Source organism: Marinomonas sp. 5E14-1, assembly GCF_039939215.1.
GTDB lineage: Bacteria > Pseudomonadota > Gammaproteobacteria > Pseudomonadales > Marinomonadaceae > Marinomonas.
In genome coordinates, this window is the sequence record NZ_JBDXMW010000005.1 from 122,386 (window position 1) to 147,802 (window position 25,417).

Below are 25,417 nucleotides of genomic sequence, written 5' to 3' on the forward strand. Positions count from 1 at the left end.
ATATGTAGAGACTTCTGACATGGTTTAACAACAGGCTCCATTACCATTTGTAACTAGCATTAAGCAGCACCTCTCTTCCATCACCGTATTGACAGTAATAGTTATAACTACAGCTCGCGTAGTATTCTTCATCGAATAAGTTGGAAATGCTTAAAGTTGTTTCTATATTTTTTAATGAGGGGTTTAAAGCGCCTAAGTTATAACTGATTTTTACGTCTACCACGGTATAACCATCTGTTTTGATGGTATTAGCATCATCGGCATAACTAGAACCAACAACACGAATACCGCTACCCACACTTAGCCCATCAAAAAAGGCATAATTTGCCCATAAAGACGCATAGTATTCAGGAGAGGTTTGAGGACGTTTGCCTATGTTTTCAGCTACTGTCGATTCTGTCGTCTGTGTGTCTAATCCGGTAATAGCACCGATCAACTCTAAGTTTTCACTGACTTGACCGCGTACTTCTAGCTCAACTCCACGAGATTGAACCTCACCTTGTTGGACGTAAAAACCTGCGGTTGTTCCTGCGGTTAAAACATTTTCTTGAACAATATCAAAGACAGAAAGTGTGATAAGCGTATCTATAGCAGAAGGTTTGAATTTAACCCCAAGTTCCCATTGTTCAGCTTCTGTTGGAACGAAATCATTTCCGTTAGCATCTACGCCAACGGTTGGTTCAAATGAAGTAGAGTAACTAATATAAGGTGCGACATTGTTATCAAATAAGTAATGTAACCCTGCTCGATGGCTCGATGCTCCACTAGATTGATTGCTGGTTGAATCAGTTAATTTATTTTCGGTTTCTTGTTTCGTCCAATCATAACGAGTACCGAAAAGAGCCGTTAAGCGACCCGCCTTTAGCTGGTCTTGCAAGTAGATTCCGGTTTGCTCTAATGTCTGCTTGCTATCAACAAAAGTGGTAAGAGAGCCCACAGTGATACCATATACTGGTGATATCACATCAAGAGAATCGACGGCACCGTACAAATACTCCCAATTGCTCGTTGTCTGTTGGTAATCTAAGCCGACGAGCGCCGTATGCTGAACGCCTTCGGTGTTGAAATCAAACTGCACAAAGTTATCTGCCGTAAAACTCTCTACATCTTCAATAGAATGTGCCGCGGCTCTAGGTAAAAGACCATCACTAGTAAGCTCACCACTCATTTGTATACCTTGGAAATCCTGTTCTGCGGAGAAATGTCTTGCTTTTGAACTAATACTAACCGTGTCGTTAATGACATGATCTAGCTCATAACCAAAGTAATATTGCTCTCGCTCATAATCGTCAAAACTTGGGTCGCCAACATTTAGATCCCTACTCAGCGCTGATTTGTATTCGCTATCAGCCAATGATCTAGAGTAAATAGAATTAAAATACCCTCCTTCAGGATCTTCTTGATACAAAGCTCTTAGCGTCAGTTGTGTTTTATTATTTGGTGTCCACTTTATAACTGGCGCCAAGGCAATGCGCTCTTCGCTCACATCATCGTATTGACTATCTGCATAGGTACTCACTCCAGTTAGGCTATATTGCCACTTCCCTTCTTTATCGATTGCTCCTTGAGTAGTAATACTTCCTTGCAGATAATTATTGGTACCAATTGTAATATTTGCTTCGTTATAAGGAATAGAATCGGGAGAACGGCTAACTTGGTTCACTAATCCACCAGGGCTAGTGTTACCATACAATAAGGCGGACGGGCCTTTTAATACATCAATACGATCTAGTAAAAATGCCTCGATAGAAGATACCAAGAAGCCTTGCCCTCTTGGCAGTTTCAATCCATCTAAAAAGTCCACAGAACGAGTTGCCGTACCAAACCCACCAAAGCCCCGTATAAAAACGCTGTCATATCGGCTCGTAACGTTAGTCGTTGATAACACTCCAGAGGTGTAATTTAAGGCCTCTTTTACTGTTTTCGCGCTTTGATCATCCATCTGTTTACGAGTAATAACTGAAACGGATTGCGCCGTTTCTGATACAGATGAAGCACTCTTAGTTGCACTACTAGAATCATCCTTTAAGTACTGCTTTTCTGTTGAATTTGCCAACACTTCCTCTTCTATCACAAGTGTTGGTAATGGGTTATCAGCTTCAAGGGCATAGCCTGTGATGCCATGAAAGAGTGAAAAAGTCACAATTGAAATCGAAAATTTCTTAGGTTTAGCAATGATCATAAGATTATCAGCCTTTATTTAATATTGCTGTTGATATTGATTCGCATTAGCAGTTGAGTGAAATATAAATCAAACGGGACGCACCCGTCCAGTTTATTTTTGCTATAATAAGGAAAATTTTGGCTCAAATTGTTATTGTCCATGATTACAAGGAAGAGCCCTGTGATCATGATTTATGGGCAGATAAAAAATGGGAAACAAATAGGAGAGATAATGATAAAACAGCCTAATAAAGAAAAACGCTCAGGAAGGCCTTCAAAAAACAGGGCTGAGGAAACATCGAAAAGAATCATCAGTACGGCTGCCAATTTATTTGCGACACAGGGGTATGCCGCAACCTCTATTGAACAGGTTGCATCCGTATGCAGTGCAGGAAAGGATACAATTTATCGCCGCTACCCATCAAAACTTGAGCTTTTTCAAGCGGTTGTTGCCAGTATGCGTTGCCGTATCGTAGATAAATTAGCATTAGAAATTGAAGAAATAAGTAGCGAAGGTAATAAGCTAGAACAACTCAAACACATCGCTCGCTGGTTTCTTACTGTGAACTTAGACCCTGAAATGGTTGCCTTTAAACGCATCGCCCTCAGTGAATCCAAATTTTTCGATGCCATCCAAGCAGATCAACCACATAGCGATCCAATTATGGACAGTTTGATTATGCTAGTAAAAGAAGCGCAAGCATCAAATTTCTTGTGCCAAGGCTCTCCTGAAAAACTAGCAATGCATTTATTGCACTCCATCGTTTTTGGGCCATCGAATGACGCAATGCTAGGAAACACAACTTATAGTTCTATCGAAGCTCAAGATGACTATTTTGAGCAAGCATGGAATTTCTTTTTATTTGGTGCATATGTTAAAAAGTGATTCCCACCTAAATTAACCTAGCCTTTTAAAGAGACTTTATTCATAAAAGCTAGATAGTAAGTCCACTCGCGCAAGGCATCGGCATCAAATTGACGGATCGCGGTATCCAACTAATCCACTTTATCGTAATAACGTTAGATAAACTTAGGATGCGTTTCCGAATGGGTACCGATGCCAGCCAAGAGGAGTTCCTGGCAAGCGCTGGCCTTAGCGTTATAAACGTGGACTTGATGACCTGCGGCACGAATGCTTTCTGCCGCCATTAAACCTGCTGGACCGGCACCGATAATGATGACTGTTTTCTGCATGCGTACTGAGCTCGTTTCATAAAATAGAAACGCATAATAAAGAATAGTATGCGTAACACCAATGACTTCTCGAAATCAGTCTTCGGCTTTTGGAGCGCTTTGTACACCTGCGGTTAACGCAAGGCGCATGGCTTCTTCGACGCCAATGTCTAGCACTGTTAAACGATCGCGGGAAATATAAAAAGTCATGCCGCCAATCTGATAGCTCAATGGCACATAAACGCCCACTAAGTCTTGATCTCCAAACAGTTTCTGCCCTGTCTGCTCGCCCGTCACAAATCCGATGACTTGCGCACCGTTCCACTCAATGGAAACCACACTTTTCATTTCCTTCTTTTCAGACAAATTAAAGACCATCATCATGTCTTTAAAAGCACCATAAATAGATTTCACTAAAGGGATTCGTTCAAAAATATTCTGACTTATTTTTACCAGATAACGAACACCATAAAGGTTCACTAAAAAGCCAATCAAGACCAAAATCCCTAAGCTAGCAACTAACCCTAAACCAGGAAAATAAATGCTATCTGGAATTAACCAAAGGACAAGAGGTTGAGCAAGGCTTTCCCCTGTGGCCAATAGCCAATAAATTAAATATACTGTTAATCCAATTGGCAGCACCGCTACCAAGCCTTTTAACAATAAAGACACTAATTTGCTCATCGTGCTCTTCTTCCTATTTCGTTATTTACAGCATAACGCAAGCCGTGTTTCAGACCAACAACTCTAATCACCCGTAAAAGGTAAAGATTGCTCAAACTTGTCGAGCCTTATACTCTTCCAAGTATAAAGATACACTTTTACTTTTTAGACTGTTTTATTGGAGCCACATTGTGAACTACAAACGCTTAGAAACCTTCATGTGGGTAGCAAAGATAGGCAATTTCCGTAAAGCAGCGGAAAAGCTTCACACAACCCAACCCGCGATTTCTGCAAGAATTTCAGGGTTAGAAGAAGAGCTAGGGGTGAAATTATTCGAGCGTATTGGTGGTTCAAGTCCGATTATGCTGACACCAAAAGGCAAAGAGTTATTACCCTATGTAGAAAAAATTTTGTACCAAACCGAGCAATTACGAAAGCGTGCGGAAGTCTCAACAGCCTATTCTGGCGTGCTCAGGCTCGGGGTGTCTGAAACCATAGTCAACACATGGTTGCCACAGTTTTTATCTCGATTACACAAAGACATGCCAAAGTTAGCTGTCGACATGATTGTGGATGTCACGGAAAGATTAGCAGTTGGAATCAAAGACAGAAGCTTGGATTTGGCTTTGCTCATGGGACCAGTTACAGAGCCCAATATTGTCAATCGAGAACTCTCGACATTTGACCTATCGTGGGTTGCCAGTCCAGAGCTGGATCTACCTGATCGCCTTTTGTATCTGGAAGAATTGGTGAACTGGCCCATCATTACTTATGCCCGCGGAACTAAGCCTTATATGGAAATCATGCAACGATTTCGAGATCTTGAAGTGCCACCTGTACACTTTTTTTCTTCGACGTCTTTAGCCGCGTGTCGAAGCTTAACCATTGATGGTGTTGGGATTTCTACCTTGCCAAATGTGATGATCAAGAAAGAGCTCGAAGAAGGAAAATTGAAAAAAATCAGAGCCGTATGGGCGCCAAGTGATTTATCTTTCACGGCGTCATATTCCGATGAACCTTTTAATCCGGTTGCCGACATGGTCATTGAAATGGCCGTACTTGCCGCCAAAGAATATGATGCAAGAAGGTTATCAGACGAAGGGGAAAACTAAACTTTTAGCTTGCCCCTGCTATGAAAGTCCTATTTGGCCTTTTGAGTCGTCGTTTGAAGCACCTTGGCTAAATCCAAAATTTGCTGATCCATACCGTTATTTGCCGTCAACATGAGTCCCATTGGCTCGTTTTGATAGCGAAACGGTAAGGAGACACTGCAACCATTCAGCACATTCGCTAAAGACGTATTGCGCAAGCACAACAAGTTCAAGCGGTCATATTCAGCATTTTCTTCAAGATCTTTCAGTTTAGGTGCCAGCACCGCCACCGTTGGCAATAAGAAAACCGTGTTGGCTTCTTGATTTTTAACACCTTGAATAAAAGCATCTCTCGTCGCTTTTGTCTGTGAGAAATCCACCGCCGTCATTGTCTGAGCACGAGCCACACGGGAAGCGACTCTAGGGTCCATGTTGACCTCACTCAAGTCATAATGCTCGCCATAGTAAGCATCGCACTCAAAAGCGGAGAATTGCCAGACGGGTATGCTTTTGTAGGCTTCTAGCGCGTCAACAAAGCGGCGCTCAACCTTCACGCCGTCTGCTTCAAGACGAGTCAAAATGTCAGCAAACCCTTCTTCTATCAAAGCGTCTAGTTCATTCATGCCGAAGTTTGTTGGCACAACTAGTGTCAACTGAGAAAGGTCTGTTTGGCTTTTCTGCGCCAAAGCATTCGTTTCTGACACACCTGACAAAACTTTCCAAAACAGTTCACACTCCTCAACAGTATTGGCAATCGGACCCACCGAATCTAATGAGCTAGATAAGGGTAAACAACCCTCTCTTGATACGGTCTGTTCAGAGGGTTTGAACCCAGTTACTCCACAAAATGCCGCAGGAATACGCAACGAGCCACCTGTGTCTGTCCCCAGCGCCGCATCTGCAACACCAAGAGCAACCGATACGGCACCACCACTGGTAGAACCGCCCGGAATACGGCCAGAAATAATCGGGTTATCTGGCGTACCGTAATGCGGGTTCAAGCCCAATCCAGAGTAAGCAAGCTCCGTCATATTGGTGTGACCGATCAAGCTAGCACCTGCATTACGAAGCGAAGACACCGCTGTGGCGTCTTTTTTTGCTAGCTTATTATCAATAAATACAGAGCCAGCTTGTGTCTTATAACCCCTCACATCGAACAAGTCTTTGATCGAAACAATGGCGCCATTCAAAGGGCCTTTTGCTGGCTCGCGATAACCAAATAGCTCAGTAAAAACACTTTTATCTTTGAGTTGTGCCGTGTCTAAGACAGCCGCCCACTGTGTTTTTAAATCCCTATTCAGCCAAGGAAAATCCATCTGGTTTGGTTGTGTCATAGATTAGCTCACTATTGGCAGTTCTTTAGATAGGTATTCACATGAGATGGTGCGATTCAAAATTGGATCATGAATGCTCATTTTGAACTTCTCTGTACGGCGAACGCCGCCAATAGCAGGGCAAGTACCGCATAACATTGCGCTACCATCTAGCAAGTTCCCTTTTTCAATCAGCTCAGTTAACGGACGAATATTTGCCAACGAGCCTTTTTGGTATTGAACCCAACCTTCACCTTCGTCTACCCAAGACTCAATCGTTAAATCGTCTAGGTGATCCGCTACTTCAGAGAAATCCCATAATTCAGCAGAAACAGGCTTTGGAGCAACTTGTTTAGAGTGTGCAACGGAATAAGCTTCTAGCTTACGATCCGTATGATCAGAACCAATACCAAGATAGAACTTGCCATCTGCCTTGATGATCAAAGGTTCAACTTCCCCAGAAGTATCCACACTCAATACTTCTACTTGAGAAGCTTGCGTAACAAGCAAGTTAGAAGCGCGATAAAACAACGGCACAGTCGATGGTGGCGCAACACCAATTTCAGCTAATTCATCAATGTGCTCTTGCACAGACGCCATATCGCGCGCTGTCCAACCTGCGATAATAAGATGTTGAATATCAAATGTTTTGGCAGCTCCATTTACTGTGAAAATCATAAAAATCCTTAAAAATTAGTAGGTAGATAAAGAGAAATACTTGGATAAGCGATCAGCAAAATAATCATCAAGATCATCACGCCGACATACGGCAAGCTGCCCACGACAACATCAGAGATTTTGCCGTTTTTACGAGCTGAGTTAACAACATACAAATTCAGTCCGACGGGCGGTGTAATAAGCGCCATCTCGACCAAAATAATCATCAAAATACCAAACCATATTTTGTCGTAACCAAGTTGAACTATAATGGGCACTACGATAGGAATGGTCGCCACCATTAAAGACAAGGTTTCAATAAAGAAGCCTAAGACAATGTACATAGCAATAATGATAAGTAGCGTAGCGATGGCACTCAAACCAAGGCTTTCAAGCAGATCTTGCAGTGTTCGTCCTACGCCTGCGGCCGTCAATGCAAAGTTGAGGACATAAGCTCCTAACACCACCAACATGATCATAGCGGTAATGCGAATGGTGCCAGATAAACTGTCTAGGAGCATTTGCACCGAGCAAGCTTTATAAATGATCGCTAGTAAAAAGGAGATAAACACCCCTATAGCCGCCGCTTCTGTTGGCGTCGCCCAGCCCAAATAAATAGAGCCAACAATACCAAACAGTAAACACAGCACAGGTAAGAGCGATTGCAGAGCAAAGAGTTTCTCTTTCCAGCTACTATGTTGCTTTGGCCCACCTAAACGAGGATAAAGGGAGCAAATTATCACGGTGATTATCATGAACATCAGCGCCATGCTAATGCCCGGGATGATGCCAGCCAAGAAGAGTTTTGGGATGGAACTTTCTGTAAGAAACCCATATACAATCAGGTTAATAGAAGGCGGAATCAAAATACCTAATGTACCGCCAGCGGCAATGGAGCCTGTAAATAAACGCTGATCGTAACCAAGCTTTTCTGCCTGTGGTGTCGCAACCGTCGCGACTGTAGCGGCGGTTGCCACAGAAGAGCCGGACGTAGCAGAGAACATGGTGGCGGTGGCAATATTGGCGTGAATTAATCCACCTGGTAACCAAGAAACCCAAGCATTTAAAGCCCTGTACGTTTTTTGCGCCACGCCGCTGCGCAATAAGATCTCACCAATAAGAACAAACAGAGGGATGGCAATCAGTGTGGAATGGTTAGAAGAAGACCACAGAACTTGCCCCAAGCCTCTCATCAGAGGAAAAGGACTAAAGAAAGAATCTATTCCAAACGCCAGCAGAAACAATACAATGCCAACGGGAAGCGACAGAGCGAGTAGACCTAATAGACCAAAAAATGAAAAAGGCAGCATTATTCTGTCTCCGTGCCAATCATGTCATTAAGGGGCTGATAGGACTTTTTATACATGAGCCATAGAGCGCAAATGAGTAATAGACAAGAAGAAACAGCAAACCAGAGCCAACCCGCCATCCATATGGATTGTGGGATGATCAATGGTGTTTCCAATGACGTGTTTGCTAAAGAATTGCGCTTAAAGCTTTTCTCAAACACAGGGATCACATAATAAGCGGCGTAAACGGCCACATAAGATGTCGCGCATAGAGCAGTCAGGTCAAATACAGCGCGGCCAAGAGGTTGTCTTTTATTGCGAATAATATCGATACGAACGTGGGCTTTTGTAGTCAGTGCGTAACTGATACCCCAGCTCGAAATAGCTGCCATGACATAACCAGATATTTCTTCTGAGCCTCCAAAGCTGATATGAAGTTCACGTAATAATATATCGATCAAGATGAGGATGACGCAGGCTAGTAAGACTAGGCCTGCGATAATAGCTACCCCATTATTGATACACTTTAGGTAATCAATAAGGCGAATCATGAATATTATTTCCCAGTGCCTGAAATTTCTAAGTTAACAATTTTACCTACACTGGCATTCCATTGTTTAACCCACTTGCTTCCAGCACGATCAGCCCATTCGGGTAGTACTTTCTCAATGAGAATTCGCTTAGCGGTGAAAATATCGCTTGAGCTTGGCTCAACCAACGTCATATTGCGACTTGGACCACGAGCACAAGATGCATTACCAGTTAAACAAGCGACATCCTGATCAAGCTCAGCCTGTGCACTTGCCCAAACAGGCTTCTCAAATTTTTCAGTCACTTGTGTTTGCAAGAATTCTTGATCTTTTTGAGATAAGTCTTCCCATTTATCTAAGTTGATTGCGGTAACGACTGGGTCCCAACCGCCAAGCGGTAAAGTCATTAGTGTTTCTGTTACTTCCCACCAACCTGCGCTGTAGCCAGAGCCTGCACCAGTTACAGCACAATCAATGACGCCACGTTGTAGGGCTCCTGGAACTTCACCAAAGCTGATGTTAACGCTTTGTGCTCCTAGAGCATCAAGAAGTTTTGCGGTCATTCGACCTGACGCACGCACTTTCAAATTTTCTAAGTCGCTTAAAGACGTAATTTCAGGTTTACAAAACACCACTTGAGGTGGGTAAGGCACAATAGCCAGAACTTTAGCATTAAAGGTATCTGCATAAATTTCTTCTACCATTGGACGTGCTGCTTCAACGGCTTTTTGAGCTTGCGCTGGAGTAGTAGCCATGAGAGGTACATCCAAGCCTTCTAACTCTGGAGCATCGGCTACAGCATAATCTCCCACTGTCATAGCGATATCAAAAACACCATCACCTAACATTCGGAAAACATCACCAGTGCCAATGCCCATTTGATCGTGCGTGGTTAATGACACGTCAAAGTCGCTACTATTGGATATGGTGTTAGTCCAAAAAGGTTGTTCGAATTGTTTGTGAAGTGGTAATCCACTCCAGCTACCCACAACGGACAAAGATTCATCCGCCTGTACTTGATATGAGATGAGAGAGCTTAGTGCGAGTAAAGGGACACTTTTCTTTAATAAGTTGGTCTTCATGGTTTGCGGTTCCTGTCTTTTGTGGTGTCATTTTTTGGTTTTGTTATTTTCTTAGGTCACTTTTTATCACGTGAATACTAAGAAGTATTTTTAGTTTCAAATGAGAAGGTTATAAAGTCAATTCGCTATTTTTTTTCTAAAGTGATAAAAAAAACAGATCACCTTGCTTATTTGGGATGTGGGTAATGAATTTTGACCAGTTAAAAACCTTTTTGTGGGTTGCAAGACTTGGCGGCGTACGCAGAGCCGCAAGAGAGATGAATTTATCTCAGCCTGCGATCTCAAGTCGTATTGCAGCTTTGGAAGAAGAGCTGGGAATAAAATTATTTGATCGTCAGAAGAATGGTGTAGTGCTAACGAAAGAAGGTGTGCTGTTGCGCTCTCATGCAGAACAGATAGAGCGCTCTATTTCTCAGATAAAGGCCGAATTAACACCATCTGAAGAGGTCAAAGGCACGTTGCGTATCGGTGTGGCGGAAACCATTGCCCAGTCCTGGTTATCGGAGTTTTTATCCGCTTTGCGTAAGCGTTACCCTAAGTTAGTTGTCGAACTTTCAGTTGATGTGAGTATTCACCTGCGAGACCAATTATTAAGTCACAATATGGATTTGGCGTTCTTAATGGGACCGCTGCCTGAAGGTAATGTAGAGAATATCTTGTTTCCACCTTTTCGTTTAGGCTGGTTTTGTCACCCAAGTATGTCTCACCATGACCTTGGTAACGCCCCGATAATCTCTTTTTCTCGCTTGTCGCGTCCTTATCAAGAACTTATGTCTGAGTTAATGAATCGTTATCACGAGGTGGGTCAGGTATTTCCCTCTACATCCTTGTCTACCAATTTTGAAATGGTCGCATCTGGTATTGGCGTAGGCGCTTTGCCTGTGCAATTGGCTCAGCATTTTGTGGAGAGTAAGAGGCTGAAAATGTTTGATCCTGGTTGGGTGCCAGAGGACTTGGTGTTTACCGCGTCTTATTTGAATGATCCCAAAGATCATATCGTCAGCGAGGCAGCTAAGTTAGCATTAGACATTGCCAATGAATATGATCAAAGAACGGCTGATCTTTGAAAAAGGAGCCAATCAGTTATCTCGCTCCAGCGTGTGGATAAAAAGCGGTTGTTCAAAGTGAGTACCGAATGTAAATAATTAACCTATTATCAAGGTGCTCTTCCTTAATTGTTAATAACAAAAAATACGCAGCTTGTGACCATCAGGATCTAATGTGGTGAAGCTTGTTTTAAAATTGGCTTTGGTGAGCTCCTCAATAAAAGTAACCCCAAGCTCCCGCCATTTTATGAGATTCATTTGGAGTGTGATCTCATTGGGCTGCTCGAAGCAGAGTTCCATTTTTGCAGAGAACTCAGAGTTGAGCTCTGAACAATGAAGTGATGCCTTTGACAGACCAAACCTCATACCCGAATGAGAGGTAAATAGCGCAAACTCACCTGATATTTCTACCGGATCTCTATCCAATAACGGTTTATAAAACTCAACACTGCGCTCTATATCAGCAACATACAGAATGATAAAGTTAGATAAGTCCATAGGTTTATCCTTCTTTCAAAGTGAGAGTCTGTTTAATAATAAAAACTTGCTACCTTAGGAGTGTATCTTTTCTTTATTTTTATGAACATAGTTGGATGATGTTATGGATATTTCCTTCTCCTAATAATAAGCAGCACTTTGAATAACAAAATGACCGTGTCGGCATGAAAGCCGTGGAATCTTAACTATTTTCTGAGAAGCGGCTATTCAATAAAAACAGATCCTTTTGCGCCTACTTTTCAATAAAAAAAATTGATCAAATTATCTAAAAAAACACGATTAGACTTTTTTTCTTCAGAGAGGTCTACTCTTGAGTGACTTAGTTAATCAAAAATATCTCCATATAATTCATCCGATGAATTGATGAGAATGCAGAAAAAATACTGCGAATATTCATAATTAAATAAACTAAAGGAACAAAACTATGTTGAAATTAGCCAGTGCGTTACTTATTGGTGGACTTGCTTCCACTGCCAGCTTTGCAGACAAATGGCACATGCCAACACCCTACGGTGATGGTAACTTGCCAACTCAAATTGCTTACGATTTTGCTAAAGAAATCAAAGACAAAACAAATGGCGAATTAGATATTACCGTTCATTCTGGCGCTTCTTTGGTAAAGCATACTGAGATTCCACGCTCAGTAAAAACTGGTCAAGTTCAGATGGGCGAACTTTTCCTTGGTATTTTAGGTAATGAAAATCCAGTTTATAAACACGATAACATTCCATTCTTAGCAACAACTTATGAAGACGCTAAAAAATTATGGGAAGCTGCAAAACCGTCAGTTAAAAGACGCCTTGACCGAGATGGCATGGTACTTTTATACACTGTCGCTTGGCCAGCTCAAGGCCTTTACAGCAAAGAGCCTGTGAATAGCCTATCGGATTTAGCAGGCTCTAAGATGCGTGCTTACAGTCCATCTACTTCTCGTCTAGCCGATCTAATGGGTACAACGCCAACAACGATTCAAAACCCAGATATTCCTCAAGCATTCAGTACCGGCATCATTCAAGCCATGGTGACATCGCCTTCTACTGGTGTAACAAGCCAAGCTTGGGATTATGTAAATTACTACACAGACATAAAAGCATGGGTTCCTAAAAACATTGTTGTTGCGAATAAAAAAGCTTTTCGTCGTTTAGATAAAGAAACTCAGCAAATCATCATGGATGCAGCTGCGCATGCTGAAGCAGAAGGCTGGGCGAAAGTGGTTGCTCGTGCTGATAAAGACACACAAATTTTGATTGATAATGGCATGACAGTATCTGATCCTTCTCCAGAATTACTGAAAGAATTACAAGCTATCGGTAAAACTATGACTCAAGAGTGGAAAGAAGAAGCACCGAAAGACGTTGGTACTATTCTTGGAAACTACGAAGGTTAATATCTTTTGGCTATAAATTAAGCCAAGAATATTTCTATTGTCCTCCCTTCACTGTCTAGTGCTCTTTATTAAAAGGGTGCTAGACAGTATTTTTTTAAAGACTCTGTATTCAAAAAATACTGTTTACTGTTAACACTCCCTTTTTGAAAAAGTGACATACTATGAGCCAAATTAAAGACAAACTCTATCTATGCTCTGGCCTGCTCTCTGGCTTCTTTATCGTGGTTATTACCTTGCTACTACTAGCGCAAATTATTGGCCGTTTCTTCAATTTTATTGTGCCATCTGCTGAAGACTTTGCTGGTTTCGCACTCGCTGCATCGACTTTTTTAGGTTTGGCTTATACTTTTAGAGAAGGTGGTCATATTCGAGTGACGCTGGTGATTCAGCGTTTTTCGCCTCTGCCTCGCAAAATACAAGAAGGCATGATTCTCACTCTGTCATTGGCTTTGCTTTTTTATGTGTCTTACGCCTGTTCATTCATGGTGTACGAATCTTACATTTACGATGAAGTCTCTTACGGTTATGTGCCTGTGCCACTATGGATCCCTCAAGTCCCCGTCGCAGTCGGAGCCATTGCATTAACATTGGCAATATTCGATGCTTGGATCGACGTGATTCGAGGCAAACAACCTGATTATGTAAAACAAGAAGACGCTTTGTCGTTGGAGGAAATCTAATGGACATGATGTGGGTTTCAATTCTGTTAGGATTCGCTCTATTCGCATTACTAGGTTTAGGCGTTTGGGTTTCATTTACTCTCATTGCGATTGGTGGTTTAGGACTGATCTTGTCCGAGAATTATCAAATCGATTTACTGTTTGCTACTTCAAGTTGGGGTGCCAGTACCGCTTGGTCTTTGACCGCATTGCCACTTTTCATCTGGATGGGCGAAGTCCTATTCCGCACACGCTTATCTGAAGATTTATTCAAAGGCTTGTCGCCTTGGTTAGGCGGTGTTCCAGGTAAACTGCTGCATGTAAATATTTTGAGCTGTGGCATTTTTGCTGCTGTGTCTGGTTCCTCCGCAGCAACAGCCGCAACAATAGGTCGTATGACGTTACCAGAGCTTCGTAAACAAGGTTATAGCGATCGTATGGCGATTGGTACTTTGGCTGGTTCTGGTACTTTAGGTTTATTGATTCCGCCTTCTATCATTCTAATTGTATATGGCGTTGCGGCTGAAGTTTCCATTGCGCGCTTGTTCATTGCAGGTGCGTTACCTGGCTTATTACTGGTGTCGTTGTTCATGGGCTTCACCATGATTTGGGGACATTTACACAAAAACGAATTACCAAAAACCACAGGTCACGAAACCAGCTGGGCAGCTCGCGTAAAAGGCTTGCGTAAGTTGCTGCCAGTAGTCGGTTTAATTGGCTTTGTTTTAGGTTCTATTTATGGTGGTCTGACAACTCCAACCGAAGCCGCAGCAATTGGTGTTACTGGTGCACTGGTGTTAGCAGGCTTTACTGGCTCATTAAGTCGCCAGAGTTTTATGGACAGTTTGTTGGGCGCGGTAAAAAGCTCGTGCATGATAGGTTTTATTCTTGTTGGCGCACACTTCTTAACGCTGGCAATGGGTTTTCTCGGTATTCCTAAAGCCTTGGCAGTTTGGATTGGTGGCATGTCGTTATCACCAATGGAATTAATCCTTTACCTGACGGTATTGTTTGTTGTCTTAGGTTGTTTTTTAGATGGTATTTCGGTTGTTGTTCTTACCGTTGCTGTTGTTCTTCCTATGATCCAAGCGGCGAATATTGATCTTTTGTGGTTCGGTATCTTCATTGTATTGGTGGTTGAGATGTCGCAGATTACGCCGCCAGTTGGGTTTAATCTCTTTGTTATTCAATCTCTTACCGGGAAGGATATTTTGTATGTGGCAAAAGCCGCGCTGCCTTTCTTTTTATTGATTGGTGTGGCGATTTTGTTGATTAGCATATTCCCCGAGATAGTGACTTATTTACCAGCGACTATGTCTCAGAATTAAGTCGCAAAACCGTGTCTCTAAAATGAGTCACATATTCACTGATATATTTTTAGGAAAGTAACATGAAATTAAATTGCGATATGGGCGAAGCCTTTGGCGCATGGAAGATGGGGCTTGATGACAAGATCATGCCGTTTGTAGATCAGGCGAATATTGCGTGTGGTTTTCACGCTTCTGATCCATTGACTATGGCCAAAACTGTGGCATTGGCGAAGCAGCATAACATCACTATTGGCGCACACCCAGCGTACCCAGATTTAGTGGGGTTTGGCCGCCGTAATATGGACATCGCACCTGCAGAATTAAAAGCCATTATTCAATATCAAGTGGGGGCGCTAAAAGGGTTATGCGCCAGTCAGAATACAACGGTGGATTATGTTAAACCTCATGGTGCTTTGTATAACACCATGATGGCTGACTTTTCTGTGTTAGATACTGTGATGCAAGCGGTGAGTGAGCTGGATAACAGCATTCCATTGATGGTGATGGCGGTTCCTGAAGCACCAGAAATAAAGAAAATGGCGAAGAAATACGGCATTGATGTTTGGTTTGAAGCCTTCTCTGATCGTTTATACACAGACGAAGGTCGCCTGACACCACGTAAAGAGCCAAGAGCCGTTCACGCTACGTTTGAGTTGATCGAGAAGCAAGTCGAGCAACTGTGCGAAACTGGCACACTAACAACAGCATCTGGTAAAACCTTGGCGATCCATGCCGACACTATTTGTGTTCATGGCGATGGCGACCATGCACTGGAAGCCGTTACTCGCATTCGTACTTTAGTAGACCGTTTAAACAAGGCTAACTAGAACTCTATATGAGCACAGTAAATCCAATTGCATTTCCGAACATTGAAATGATCAGCAATCAAGCTTGTCTGCTAAGTTTTTGTCAGGTGATTAGCGAAACCACCTCCAACTACATTGCGCAGGTCACACAGCATTTAAAATCGTTAGACGGCATTTTGGATTTAGTGCCGTCTTACACGACTTTATTGGTGGTATTTGACGATGATCACTACGACCGTTTCGTGATCTGTAAAACCATTCGCGAAACCATCGAAGCCATAAATCCAAATGATTTCGCGCTAGAAGACCATCGTGAAGTGGTGATTCCGGTGTATTACGGGCCGGAAGTTGGCCCTGATATTCAGGACGTTGGTGAACATTGCCAGCTGAGCATGGAAGAAGTCATCAAGCGCCACAGTGAAACCACTTATCGAGCCTATGCTATTGGCTTCACTCCTGGCTTTGCCTTTTTGGGCAATACACCAAAAGAGCTCCATGTTCCGCGTAAGATCACACCAAGACTAAAAGTTCCCATTGGCAGCGTTGCACTGGCAGAGAACCAAACCGCAGTTTATCCAAGCGTGACACCGGGTGGCTGGCAGATTATCGGCCGCACGCCAGTGCAGCTTGTGGATTGGGGTAGTGAAAATCTTGCCTTGATCGCCATGGGAGATTCAGTAAGATTCGAGCCCATATCAAGAGATGAATTTTTAGTATTAGGGGGCCAGCTCGATGGCTTTTAAAGTAATCAAACCCGGTTTATTGGCATTGGTTCAAGATTTGGGGCGTCATGGTTATCAGTCACTTGGTTTAACAACAGGCGGACCAATGGACGAAATGGCGTTTCGTTGGAGCAATGCGTTACTCGATAACGACACTAATAGCGCACAAATTGAAATTACATTCGGTATGTTTTCTTTAGAAGCGCAAGCCAATACCAGCATAGCTATTACAGGCGCGGATCTTGGCGCCACTTTAAATGATAAAAGCATTTCCCCTTGGCGCAGTTACGTAATCAAAAAAGGAGATATTCTAGCATTCCATCAGCCAGTTTGGGGATTGCGCGCTTACCTCGCCGTGAAAGGCGGTTTTTTGTGTGAGCCCACATTAGACAGTGTTGCTACCGTTATGCGCGAAAAGATCGGTGGATTGACAGGGAAAGGCGATAAATTGCAAAAAGGCGACATGCTCAAGTATCTGCCTTTTACTCATCATCAAGATCGCGCAGTACCAAGATTGGCTATTCCTAATTACGGCCAAACAGAAATTCCTGTGATGTTGAGTTATCAATATGAGTCTTTTTCGACCTTGGAACGGGCTAACTTCTTTTCTAGCGATTACCGCGTTTCAGGTAATTCCGACCGCATGGGTTATCGGTTAGAAGGCAAAGTCATTAGCAGTGATTTGAAAGGAATTATTTCTGAAGGCATCGCTTACGGCGCCATTCAAATACCTAAAGATGGACAGCCTATTGTTTTGCTAAGAGACAGACAAACCATTGGTGGATATCCGAAAATCGGTTGTGTAACGCGCTATGGCGGCAGCATTTTATCTCAGCAAAAACCAGGCGATGTTATTCAATTCACACCTATTACTGTTGACCAAGCAGAGCAGGAACGACATCTACAAATGTCGAGACTTGCTCAGTGGCGTTAGCCTAAAGCCTGCGCCTTTTAACTTTTCTAGTATCGTGTTTAGAACCGTATTATCATGATACAAAATCAAGCTAAGTAAGACTGTCTTAGTATCTTTTAAAGATTAAATGCGATGATTCTCACATGATAAAGTTAAAAGGCTTCACCAGTAATATAGTCCACCATGATCGTCAGTTAGATCATAACGACAATCCAATTCATACGCCGATTTATAACTCGGTTCCTTATGGCTACAAAAGCACAAAAGACCTAGAAAATGTGTTCCAAGGCAAGACGTCTGGTCATAACTATGCTCGTCAGGCGACACCGACAACTGACAGTTTACAGTCGATGATTAGTCAAACTGAATTGGGTATTGGTAGTTTGGTTTTTGCCACAGGAATGAGTGCACTGAGCGCGATTTTCCTAACATTATTGAAAAGTGGTGATCACTTAATTGCTAGCCGCTTTTTGTTTGGTAATTCCTACAGTTTGATCACTACTTTAGAAAACTTAGGCATTGAAGTTACTTTGGTGGATGCCACAGATGCAGACAAAGTGATTGCGGCTAAGCAAGATAATACGCTCATGGTTTTTGTTGAAACCATCGCCAATCCTGGAACACAAATTTCAGACCTTGTGGCTATTGGCAACTGGTGTGAACAGGAAGGTTTGGTCTACTTAGTGGATAACACCATGACTTCGCCTTATTTGTTCCAGCCAATTAGAGCCAAAGCCAGCTTGGTTATGAACAGTTTATCTAAGTATTTTTGTGGTCACGGTACCGTTCTTGGTGGCGCAGTAACAGACACAGGTTTATTCGATTGGTCTAATTACCCAAATATTTTCGATGCTTATCGAAAAGGCGATGAAAGCAAATGGGGATTGACTCAAATTAAGAAAAAAGCCTTGCGTGATATGGGCGGAACCTTAAGTTCCGATGGCGCTTATCAAATTGCGGTTGGCGCAGAGACGATGGCGTTACGCATGGACAGAGCTTGTGCCAATGCGCTTGCTCTAGCGCGATTGTTAGAAGCCCATGAAAAGATTGAAGCGGTTTATTACCCCGGGCTGACATCGCATCCACAACATCAAAAGGCAAGTGATTGGTTTAGGCATTATGGCAGCATTCTTAGTTTTGACCTAAAAGAAGGCTATGATTGTGCTCAGCTATTAGACACTATCGACATTACAATTAATGCAACTCATTTAGGTGACAACCGAACTCTTGCTTTGCCAATGGCAAGCACCATTTTTTATGAAATGGGGCCGCAGAACCGTGCCAAGTCTGGTATCAGCGAGCAGATGATCCGTTGTTCTATCGGTATTGAAGATCCAGATGATCTATTAGAAAGCTTTAAATTTGGATTAGATCAACTGTAATTTTCACGAGATTTATACTGATCTGAATCCAGTTTAAAAAGCCTCAATCTCTTTATTGGTAAGGGATTGAGGCTTTTTTAATGTTTTTCCTATCGTATTTTTATTCAATGATAGTTTTTTGTAATCAAGCACCTTAAAAATAACAATTTCATCAAACAGCCACTTTCCCCTAATATAACTCCTGTTGGTAACGCACTTACACAAATTAATTAGGAGATACACAATGATCAACACTCAACTTAAGCCATTCAACGCAACAGCATTCAAGTCTGGCGAATTCGTAGACATTTCTGAAAAAGACGTTCTAGGTAAGTGGTCTGTATTTTTCTTCTACCCAGCTGATTTCACGTTTGTTTGCCCTACTGAGCTTGGTGACGTTGCAGACAAATACGAAGAACTTCAAAAGCTTGGTGTAGAAGTATTCTCTGTGTCTACAGACACTCACTTCACTCACAAAGCTTGGCACGACAGCTCTGAAACTATCGGTAAAATCAACTACTTCATGGTTGGTGACCAAACTGGCAACATCACAAACAACTTCAATGTGATGCGTGAAGGTCAAGGTCTTGCTGACCGTGCTACTTTCTTACTTGATCCAGAAGGTACTATCCAAGCGGTAGAGATCACAGCTGAAGGTATCGGCCGTGATGCAGACAACCTGCTTAACAAAATCAAAGCAGCACAATACGTAGCGGCTCATCCAGGTGAAGTTTGCCCAGCGAAATGGAAAGAAGGTGAAGCGACTCTTGCTCCTTCTCTAGATCTTGTTGGTAAAATCTAAGACAACATCTCCTGTTGTTGGGTGCGCTTCTGCACCCAACATTGGGCTTTGCCTGAGTCTTGGATAAAGCTCTTATTTATTATTTTGGAATGCAAATTTCAAGCTGACTATTCGCTTGATATGGATTTTTGCGCCCAAAATTTACAGTAATCCCTCAATCTCAATGGGTTAAATATTATGTTAGAAGCAAATTTAAAACAGCAACTGGGCGCATACCTAAAGAATATCGTTAATCCGATTGAAATTACTGTGTCCACAAATGATTCAGAAAAATCAACAGAGTTACTTGATTTAGCTCGTGAGATTACCGAGCTTGGAAATAGTAAAATCACATTGACTGTAGACGAGAATCCAGCAGGTCGTGCGCCACAAATGGCAATCGCACCGAAAGGTGAAGCGCCGCGAGTTCGTTTTGCCGGCATTCCTATGGGCCACGAATTTACTTCTTTAGTCTTGGCCTTGTTGCAAGCGGGTGGTCACCCATCTAAAGCAGCACCAGAGTTACTAGAGCAGATTAAGTCTCTAGATACAGAGTTAAACTTTGAGGTGTACATTTCCCTCTCTTGCCACAACTGTCCTGACATTGTGCAAGCAACAAACTTGATGGCGGTATTGAATCCGAAAGTTACCGCGACCATGATTGATGGTGCTTTGTTCCAAGACGAAGTAAACGGCTTAAATATCATGGCGGTACCGTCTGTTTACCTAAATGGTGAACACTTCGGCCAAGGTCGTATGACATTAGAAGAAATTCTAAACAAAGTAGATACTGGCGCAGCCGACAAACAAGCTGCCGCGTTAGCTGAAAAAGACCCATACGATGTCTTGGTTGTTGGTGGCGGCCCAGCAGGTTCAGCCGCAGCAATCTATTCAGCACGTAAAGGTATTCGTACGGGTATCGTTGCAGAGCGTTTCGGTGGGCAAGTCGCTGACACCATGGCGATTGAAAACTTCATCTCTGTGAAAGCAACAGATGGCCCGAAATTGGTTGCAGGCCTTGAGCAACACGTATTGGATTACGATGTTGATCTAATGAAAACGCAAAAAGCGGTTCGCCTAGAGAAAAAAGAATTCGTTGAAGTAGAGCTAGAAAATGGCGCTATCTTGAAGAGTAAATCGGTTATCTTGGCGACCGGCGCTCGCTGGAGAGAAATGAACGTTCCGGGTGAGCAAGAATACCGTGGTAAAGGCGTTGCTTACTGCCCACACTGTGACGGCCCATTGTTTAAAGGTAAGAAAACAGCAGTGATTGGTGGCGGTAACTCAGGTATTGAAGCGGCGATTGATCTTGCTGGTATCGTTGAGCACGTAACCGTTCTGGAATTTGGTGACACATTGCGCGCTGATGATGTTTTGGTTAAGAAAGCGGAATCTCTGCCTAACGTGGCCATCATTAAAGAAGCGATGACAACGGAAGTAATTGGTGATGGCGAACGTGTTATTGGCTTGAAATACACAGACCGTAAAACAGACGAATCTCATCTTGTAGATGTAGCCGGTATCTTCGTTCAAATCGGTTTGGTGCCAAACAGCGAGTTCTTACAAGACACATTGGCGTTAAGTGATCGAGGCGAGATTGTGATCAATGCTCATGGTGAAACATCGATTCCTGGTGTCTTTGCAGCGGGTGATGTCACAACAACACCATACAAGCAAATCATCATTTCCATGGGTGGCGGTGCAACCGCAGCTCTAGGCGCATTTGATTACTTGATTCGTAACTAACTTTTTGTTGAGTGGTGAATTATCGACACTCAACAGCACGTTCTACCAACAAGAAAACCGTCTTCTGGACTATCTGGAAGGCGGTTTTTTTTGTTGTGTGGCAATCTATAAAACAAAGCCTTATTCACGTTTTTCCCACCAATAAATAACAAGCCATGTGTGGTTGAATCGGTGCTAAGCTGGATTTAACTCCGAACGGTTTGAAGACTTTATCAATAACGCCTTGAGCTTGGCTGCCTTTGTTCTGTTCTATGTCAGTCAAAGTCCGTCGGCTGATCCCAACCAATTCTGCATAGTGAGTTTGCGATATGCTCAAGACGTTTTTCCGAAGGTATTGAAGCAATTCGCCTTGGCTGATTTCACCTAATATATGCTGCCTTAGTAAATCTAATAATAGACTTTGTCTCTCTTCTTCTGTCATTTCCACTTTCATATTGAATCACCTAAATGAGCAAAATATCACTCAAATATAGAGGAAGACTTGAAAAACGGGAAGTATATTGCTCAAAATAGCATTATAAAAAGAAAATGAGCATTATTTTACTCATTTTTATATCGAAAGATTGTTGATGAACATTTGGATTCGGAAAACAAGAAAGGAAAAGGCGTTAAAAAGTCAGATGAAAACACAGCCGCATTTTCACCTGAGATCAATTTTTCATGACAAAAAATGATTTAGGCAGAGGCTTTTTTCACAAACTGAGATTTCAGCATCATGTCACCAGCGCCATCAACTTTGCAATCAATGTCGTGGTCACCATCAACCAAGCGTTTAATTGTTGCTTTGGTACCGATTTTTAAGACTTGCGAAGAACCTTTTACTTTAAGATCTTTCGCCAAAGTCACTTTATCGCCTTCTTGTAGCAACTTACCGCTCATATCTTTGATGATAAGTACGTCTTCATCTTCGATGACTTCATTTGGATTCCATTCGTATGCACACTCAGGACAAACCAACATAATTTGGTCTTCGTAAACGTATTCTGAGTTGCATTTTAGGCAATTAGGAAGGCTCATAATTTATCAATACCTTTGATACAGATTGGGAAAATGTGCGCGCATTATAACCCCATTTTTGCTGTGGTTTTTCATCTAGCATAAAATTTATTTCCTTAACCTCAACACTTCTTGAATACATCACAAAACCAATTCATCACTTTTTGCGTAATAAATTTAACAAGCCCAACGTGCAGGAGTATCAATATGACATTAAGGTTAGTTTGGTTCGGCAATGATTTACGTTGTGCCGATCAAAATACACTGTCGTTGGCAGCAAGTGAAGTAGACCAATTAATCTGTTTGTATTTTGATGACCCCAAGTACAAGCAGCCAAGTCGTTATGCTACACAAGGTATGTCGGCACTACGTCGTCGTTTTTAAAACGAAAGCCTGAACAGCCTCCCCATCGAACTAGAATCAGTTGTGGCAAAGACTATTACCGCTCAAGTTCCAGTCATTTGACAAGTTGATCGGCCTGCACGAGGTTGTCACCTTATTTAGCTTGGGGAAACATCAGTTTAAAGTTGTCATTGCTCATTACGCCAACTTTAAATTAAGCGAACTGGCTCACCGACAGCTCAACCATAAGATCACTGCTGATATTTTCTAATGCGACTTCCAACTCAGACAAAGGCAGCTTTTCTGGCACCATAAGAATCATCTCTGTTTTAAACAACATTTCAGAACTCATTGGCGCAGGTTCACAGGATGTTTTCAGTTCTTTCACGTTTACCATGAGTGAGTGCAACACTTGAGAGACTTCTTTCACAATGCCTGCTCTGTCATTACCCACAACAGATAGCGACAGAGTTGACCCTTGAGCCGGGCTTTGAGTTGCATTTTCTACCGTGACATTTAGGCCAAGCTTTTCGAAGTCACGCAGTTCGTTAATCAGCGCTGCTTGGTAATCCAAAGGAACTGATAACGTAAGAATACCTGCGAATTTATCCGCCAAATGCGCCATACGACTTTCTAACCAGTTACCGTGATGACGGGAAATAGTATCAGATAAACGCTCGACAATACCGGGACGATCTTCCCCTATAAAACTTAGTACTAGATGTTGCGACATAATATTCTCCATCCATTATTTTTAAATTTTTCAAAAGAGAGTAAGAAAAAGTATTCCATTTAATCAGTCTAGACTATGGCAATCATATTAAGCAGCTAAACTTAGCAAGAGTATAAGTTTTCTTGTAAAAAGCAGAGTTAACTACGTCAAAAACAAAAAGACTGTGTTAAATTATGTAGACTAAATGGATAACATAAAATGGGTTATCAAAGGGGAAAAGATGCTTCAAAATCAGGAAGTAAACCAAGATGAGCGACAAGAGGCTTTACGCCTTTTATATGCGAACGTCCTAACAAGCACCGTCGTTTCTGCCTTGATCAGTACCGCTTTTGTCTTTTCATTTACCCGTGAGGGAGACTCTTCTGGCCAGCTCATTTGGCTGGTCGTCATGACTATCGTGCTTTCCTTACGCCTTTTCGATCTGCTTCAATATCGTAGAAAGTCTTCCCAACACTTTGTAGCTACGCCAAAAGACCTATGGCGCTTCTCCAGTTTATGCTTTTTAGTATCTTCAACTTGGGGAGTTTACCCTCTATTATTTCATCCATTCTCAGACTCGCTTGAACTCATTACTACCATTATTGTTCTATCTGGCATTGGCTCTGGCGTCACCATCATGTGGTCAGCTAATAAGCCAACAGCAATTGCATGTATTCTGTCAATGTCTGTTCCCTATTCAATTTTGTTACTCCTCTCTAGCGACTCATATGAACGTGTACTTGGCATAATGGGCATGACTTACGCAATCGCCATGTCATTAACCGCTTCAAAGCTTTCTAGCTTCACTTATAAAGCGATCCGTTTGAAAAACCAGAATTCACAACTGTTACTCACCATGGAAAAAAAAGTAGATCTCCGCACACAAGAGATTTACCGACTGTCTAATATAGATCGCCTAACAGGCTTTTTGAATCGCACAGCTTTCTTAAAAAAACTCAACAAAATGACCCACTCTCGCACATCAACACCCTTTGCTTTACTGTTCATTGATCTTGATGGCTTTAAACAGGTAAACGATAGTCTGGGGCATGAAGTTGGCGACAAAGTCATCAAGGAAACCGCAACTCGGATTGCTTCATTATCTCGCGGAGTTTTTCCTGTTTGCCGCTGGGGAGGAGACGAGTTTTTATTAGCTTATACATTCTCGACACCTGAGGACATTGAACCCTTTACTCAGCAACTAATTGATATCATTAACCTTCCCCACCAAACCTCTCAGTCAAAAACTTGGGTTGGAGCCAGTATTGGTATCTCGCTTTACCCTCAACATGGCACCCATTATGACACCTTGATTCAAAATGCGGACATGGCGATGTATCAACAAAAGCGTTTAGAAAAAGGCAAAGTTGGCTATTTTAATGAGTCATTACGCTTAAAAATTATTCGTGAGCGCTTTCTTAGCGATCGACTCGTCACCGCGATTGAAGGCAATGAGTTACGACTAGTGTTTCAGCCTATTGTAAGAAACACAACGAGAGGCATTGTTGGAGTAGAAGCATTATTAAGATGGAACTTAGATGGTGAAGAAGTTTCACCAGTCGAATTTATTCCCATCGCTGAACAATACGGCATGATAAAAAGCATAGGTTTATGGGTCGTTGAAAAGGCTTGCCAGCAAATAATAGACTTGTCCGGCAAAGGAGAAGAGCTAACCGTAAGCATCAATGTTTCCATCATTCAGTTTCAAGACAAAGACTTTGTGGATCACGTAAAAGAGCTGATGAGTAGATTATCATTTGAGCCAAGCAGACTGCATATTGAAATCACAGAGTCTGTCTTTGCAGCGGACAAAGCCGCTCTGATTACTCAAATAAAAGCGCTACAAGAAATCAATATCAAGATATCCATTGATGACTTTGGAACAGGCTATTCATCTCTTGCCAGCATGCAAAGCCTCGGTGTGGATATAGTTAAAATTGATAAAAGTTTTATCGATGAAATCCATGGAAGTGGCTCAAATATTATTCATGCTGTTCTGCAAATTTCACAGCCCATGGGTTATCAAGTGGTTGCTGAAGGTGTCGAAACGCTTGATCAAGTCGAAGTGCTTAACAAAATCGGAGTACATTATTTACAAGGGTATTATTTTTCAAAACCCTTGGAAATTGAGCAACTCAAAAACTATTTAGACAAGCGCCTTTAAACCATACAACGGA

General features: G+C 42.3%; 26 protein-coding genes. 14 read left to right on the forward strand and 12 right to left on the reverse strand.

Annotated elements, in window-relative coordinates; genetic code table 11:
- Nucleotides 1-40: 40 nt before the first annotated feature.
- Nucleotides 41-2,182: a TonB-dependent siderophore receptor gene (locus ABFY09_RS06180; RefSeq protein ID WP_347983420.1), complete on the reverse strand. Its 2,142-nt coding sequence runs from the start codon at nucleotides 2,180-2,182 to the stop codon at nucleotides 41-43.
- Nucleotides 2,183-2,395: 213 nt separating this feature from the next.
- Here ABFY09_RS06180 and ABFY09_RS06185 point away from each other — a divergent pair, with 213 nt between their 5' ends.
- The gene (locus ABFY09_RS06185) at nucleotides 2,396-3,049 is read left to right on the forward strand and encodes a TetR/AcrR family transcriptional regulator (RefSeq protein WP_347983421.1); all 654 of its coding nucleotides are present in this window, start codon (nucleotides 2,396-2,398) and stop codon (nucleotides 3,047-3,049) included.
- 134 nt (nucleotides 3,050-3,183) lie between these two features.
- On the opposite strand, the gene ABFY09_RS06190 is transcribed toward ABFY09_RS06185, so the two are convergent.
- On the reverse strand, nucleotides 3,184-3,357 hold the full coding sequence (locus tag ABFY09_RS06190; protein ID WP_347983422.1) for an NAD(P)/FAD-dependent oxidoreductase: 174 nt from the start codon (nucleotides 3,355-3,357) through the stop codon (nucleotides 3,184-3,186).
- A gap of 75 nt (nucleotides 3,358-3,432) precedes the next feature.
- On the reverse strand, nucleotides 3,433-4,020 hold the full coding sequence (locus ABFY09_RS06195) for a DUF502 domain-containing protein (RefSeq protein ID WP_347983423.1): 588 nt from the start codon (nucleotides 4,018-4,020) through the stop codon (nucleotides 3,433-3,435).
- Nucleotides 4,021-4,190: 170 nt separating this feature from the next.
- On the opposite strand from ABFY09_RS06195, the gene ABFY09_RS06200 reads away from it, so the two are divergent.
- Entirely contained in the window at nucleotides 4,191-5,111 is a 921-nt protein-coding gene (locus tag ABFY09_RS06200) for a LysR family transcriptional regulator (protein ID WP_347983424.1), read from the forward strand.
- Nucleotides 5,112-5,140: 29 nt separating this feature from the next.
- Here ABFY09_RS06200 and ABFY09_RS06205 read toward each other — a convergent pair whose 3' ends face one another.
- From ABFY09_RS06205 to ABFY09_RS06225, 5 genes are read right to left on the reverse strand one after another with little or no spacing between them, the layout of a single operon-like run.
- Nucleotides 5,141-6,424 (reverse strand): amidase family protein, encoded by a 1,284-nt coding sequence (locus ABFY09_RS06205; protein WP_347983425.1) that lies wholly within the window; start codon nucleotides 6,422-6,424, stop codon nucleotides 5,141-5,143.
- 3 nt (nucleotides 6,425-6,427) lie between these two features.
- Nucleotides 6,428-7,081, reverse strand: coding sequence for a DUF2848 domain-containing protein (locus tag ABFY09_RS06210; RefSeq protein ID WP_347983426.1), 654 nt, complete (start codon nucleotides 7,079-7,081; stop codon nucleotides 6,428-6,430).
- Nucleotides 7,082-7,089: 8 nt separating this feature from the next.
- Nucleotides 7,090-8,370, reverse strand: a complete 1,281-nt coding sequence (locus tag ABFY09_RS06215; RefSeq protein WP_347983427.1) for a TRAP transporter large permease — start codon at nucleotides 8,368-8,370, stop codon at nucleotides 7,090-7,092.
- Entirely contained in the window at nucleotides 8,370-8,900 is a 531-nt protein-coding gene (locus tag ABFY09_RS06220) for a TRAP transporter small permease subunit (RefSeq protein ID WP_347983428.1), read from the reverse strand. The genes ABFY09_RS06215 and ABFY09_RS06220 overlap by 1 nt, the downstream gene beginning before the upstream one ends.
- Before the next feature lie 5 nt (nucleotides 8,901-8,905).
- Nucleotides 8,906-9,961 carry a TRAP transporter substrate-binding protein gene (locus ABFY09_RS06225; RefSeq protein WP_347983429.1) on the reverse strand — a complete coding sequence of 352 codons (1,056 nt, stop codon included), beginning with the start codon at nucleotides 9,959-9,961 and terminating at the stop codon, nucleotides 8,906-8,908.
- 185 nt (nucleotides 9,962-10,146) lie between these two features.
- Between ABFY09_RS06225 and ABFY09_RS06230 the strand changes: the two genes are divergently transcribed.
- The gene (locus tag ABFY09_RS06230) at nucleotides 10,147-11,028 is read left to right on the forward strand and encodes a LysR family transcriptional regulator (RefSeq protein WP_347983430.1); all 882 of its coding nucleotides are present in this window, start codon (nucleotides 10,147-10,149) and stop codon (nucleotides 11,026-11,028) included.
- 111 nt (nucleotides 11,029-11,139) lie between these two features.
- Here ABFY09_RS06230 and ABFY09_RS06235 read toward each other — a convergent pair whose 3' ends face one another.
- The gene (locus tag ABFY09_RS06235; RefSeq protein ID WP_347983431.1) at nucleotides 11,140-11,505 is read right to left on the reverse strand and encodes a drug:proton antiporter; all 366 of its coding nucleotides are present in this window, start codon (nucleotides 11,503-11,505) and stop codon (nucleotides 11,140-11,142) included.
- 424 nt (nucleotides 11,506-11,929) lie between these two features.
- On the opposite strand from ABFY09_RS06235, the gene ABFY09_RS06240 reads away from it, so the two are divergent.
- The 9 genes from ABFY09_RS06240 (at nucleotide 11,930) to ahpF (ending at nucleotide 21,190) form a co-directional block, all read left to right on the forward strand.
- A complete protein-coding gene (locus ABFY09_RS06240; RefSeq protein WP_347983432.1) occupies nucleotides 11,930-12,892 on the forward strand; it encodes a TRAP transporter substrate-binding protein in 963 nt (320 codons plus the stop codon).
- A 161-nt stretch (nucleotides 12,893-13,053) separates the two neighbouring features.
- Nucleotides 13,054-13,572, forward strand: a complete 519-nt coding sequence (locus tag ABFY09_RS06245) for a TRAP transporter small permease (protein ID WP_347983433.1) — start codon at nucleotides 13,054-13,056, stop codon at nucleotides 13,570-13,572.
- Entirely contained in the window at nucleotides 13,572-14,879 is a 1,308-nt protein-coding gene (locus ABFY09_RS06250; protein ID WP_347983434.1) for a TRAP transporter large permease subunit, read from the forward strand. The genes ABFY09_RS06245 and ABFY09_RS06250 overlap by 1 nt, the downstream gene beginning before the upstream one ends.
- Before the next feature lie 62 nt (nucleotides 14,880-14,941).
- Nucleotides 14,942-15,688: a 5-oxoprolinase subunit PxpA gene (locus ABFY09_RS06255; protein ID WP_347983435.1), complete on the forward strand. Its 747-nt coding sequence runs from the start codon at nucleotides 14,942-14,944 to the stop codon at nucleotides 15,686-15,688.
- Nucleotides 15,689-15,696: 8 nt separating this feature from the next.
- Nucleotides 15,697-16,410, forward strand: coding sequence for a 5-oxoprolinase subunit PxpB (pxpB, locus tag ABFY09_RS06260; protein WP_347983436.1), 714 nt, complete (start codon nucleotides 15,697-15,699; stop codon nucleotides 16,408-16,410).
- Entirely contained in the window at nucleotides 16,400-17,323 is a 924-nt protein-coding gene (locus ABFY09_RS06265; RefSeq protein ID WP_347983437.1) for a biotin-dependent carboxyltransferase family protein, read from the forward strand. The genes pxpB and ABFY09_RS06265 overlap by 11 nt, the downstream gene beginning before the upstream one ends.
- A 122-nt stretch (nucleotides 17,324-17,445) precedes the next feature.
- Entirely contained in the window at nucleotides 17,446-18,684 is a 1,239-nt protein-coding gene (locus ABFY09_RS06270) for a cystathionine gamma-synthase family protein (protein ID WP_347983438.1), read from the forward strand.
- A gap of 223 nt (nucleotides 18,685-18,907) precedes the next feature.
- Nucleotides 18,908-19,465, forward strand: coding sequence for an alkyl hydroperoxide reductase subunit C (gene ahpC / locus ABFY09_RS06275; RefSeq protein WP_347983439.1), 558 nt, complete (start codon nucleotides 18,908-18,910; stop codon nucleotides 19,463-19,465).
- Nucleotides 19,466-19,642: 177 nt separating this feature from the next.
- Entirely contained in the window at nucleotides 19,643-21,190 is a 1,548-nt protein-coding gene (gene ahpF / locus ABFY09_RS06280) for an alkyl hydroperoxide reductase subunit F (protein ID WP_347983440.1), read from the forward strand.
- Nucleotides 21,191-21,314: 124 nt separating this feature from the next.
- On the opposite strand, the gene ABFY09_RS06285 is transcribed toward ahpF, so the two are convergent.
- Together ABFY09_RS06285 and ABFY09_RS06290 are read right to left on the reverse strand one after the other, a co-directional pair.
- Nucleotides 21,315-21,623 carry a helix-turn-helix transcriptional regulator gene (locus tag ABFY09_RS06285; protein ID WP_347983441.1) on the reverse strand — a complete coding sequence of 103 codons (309 nt, stop codon included), beginning with the start codon at nucleotides 21,621-21,623 and terminating at the stop codon, nucleotides 21,315-21,317.
- Between the two features lie 242 nt (nucleotides 21,624-21,865).
- The gene (locus tag ABFY09_RS06290; RefSeq protein WP_347983442.1) at nucleotides 21,866-22,207 is read right to left on the reverse strand and encodes a zinc ribbon domain-containing protein YjdM; all 342 of its coding nucleotides are present in this window, start codon (nucleotides 22,205-22,207) and stop codon (nucleotides 21,866-21,868) included.
- 186 nt (nucleotides 22,208-22,393) lie between these two features.
- Here ABFY09_RS06290 and ABFY09_RS06295 point away from each other — a divergent pair, with 186 nt between their 5' ends.
- Nucleotides 22,394-22,570: a deoxyribodipyrimidine photo-lyase gene (locus ABFY09_RS06295; protein ID WP_347983443.1), complete on the forward strand. Its 177-nt coding sequence runs from the start codon at nucleotides 22,394-22,396 to the stop codon at nucleotides 22,568-22,570.
- A 172-nt stretch (nucleotides 22,571-22,742) separates the two neighbouring features.
- On the opposite strand, the gene ABFY09_RS06300 is transcribed toward ABFY09_RS06295, so the two are convergent.
- Nucleotides 22,743-23,261, reverse strand: a complete 519-nt coding sequence (locus tag ABFY09_RS06300) for an ACT domain-containing protein (protein ID WP_347983444.1) — start codon at nucleotides 23,259-23,261, stop codon at nucleotides 22,743-22,745.
- 220 nt (nucleotides 23,262-23,481) lie between these two features.
- Between ABFY09_RS06300 and ABFY09_RS06305 the strand changes: the two genes are divergently transcribed.
- On the forward strand, nucleotides 23,482-25,404 hold the full coding sequence (locus ABFY09_RS06305) for an EAL domain-containing protein (RefSeq protein ID WP_347983445.1): 1,923 nt from the start codon (nucleotides 23,482-23,484) through the stop codon (nucleotides 25,402-25,404).
- Nucleotides 25,405-25,417: the final 13 nt, after the last annotated feature.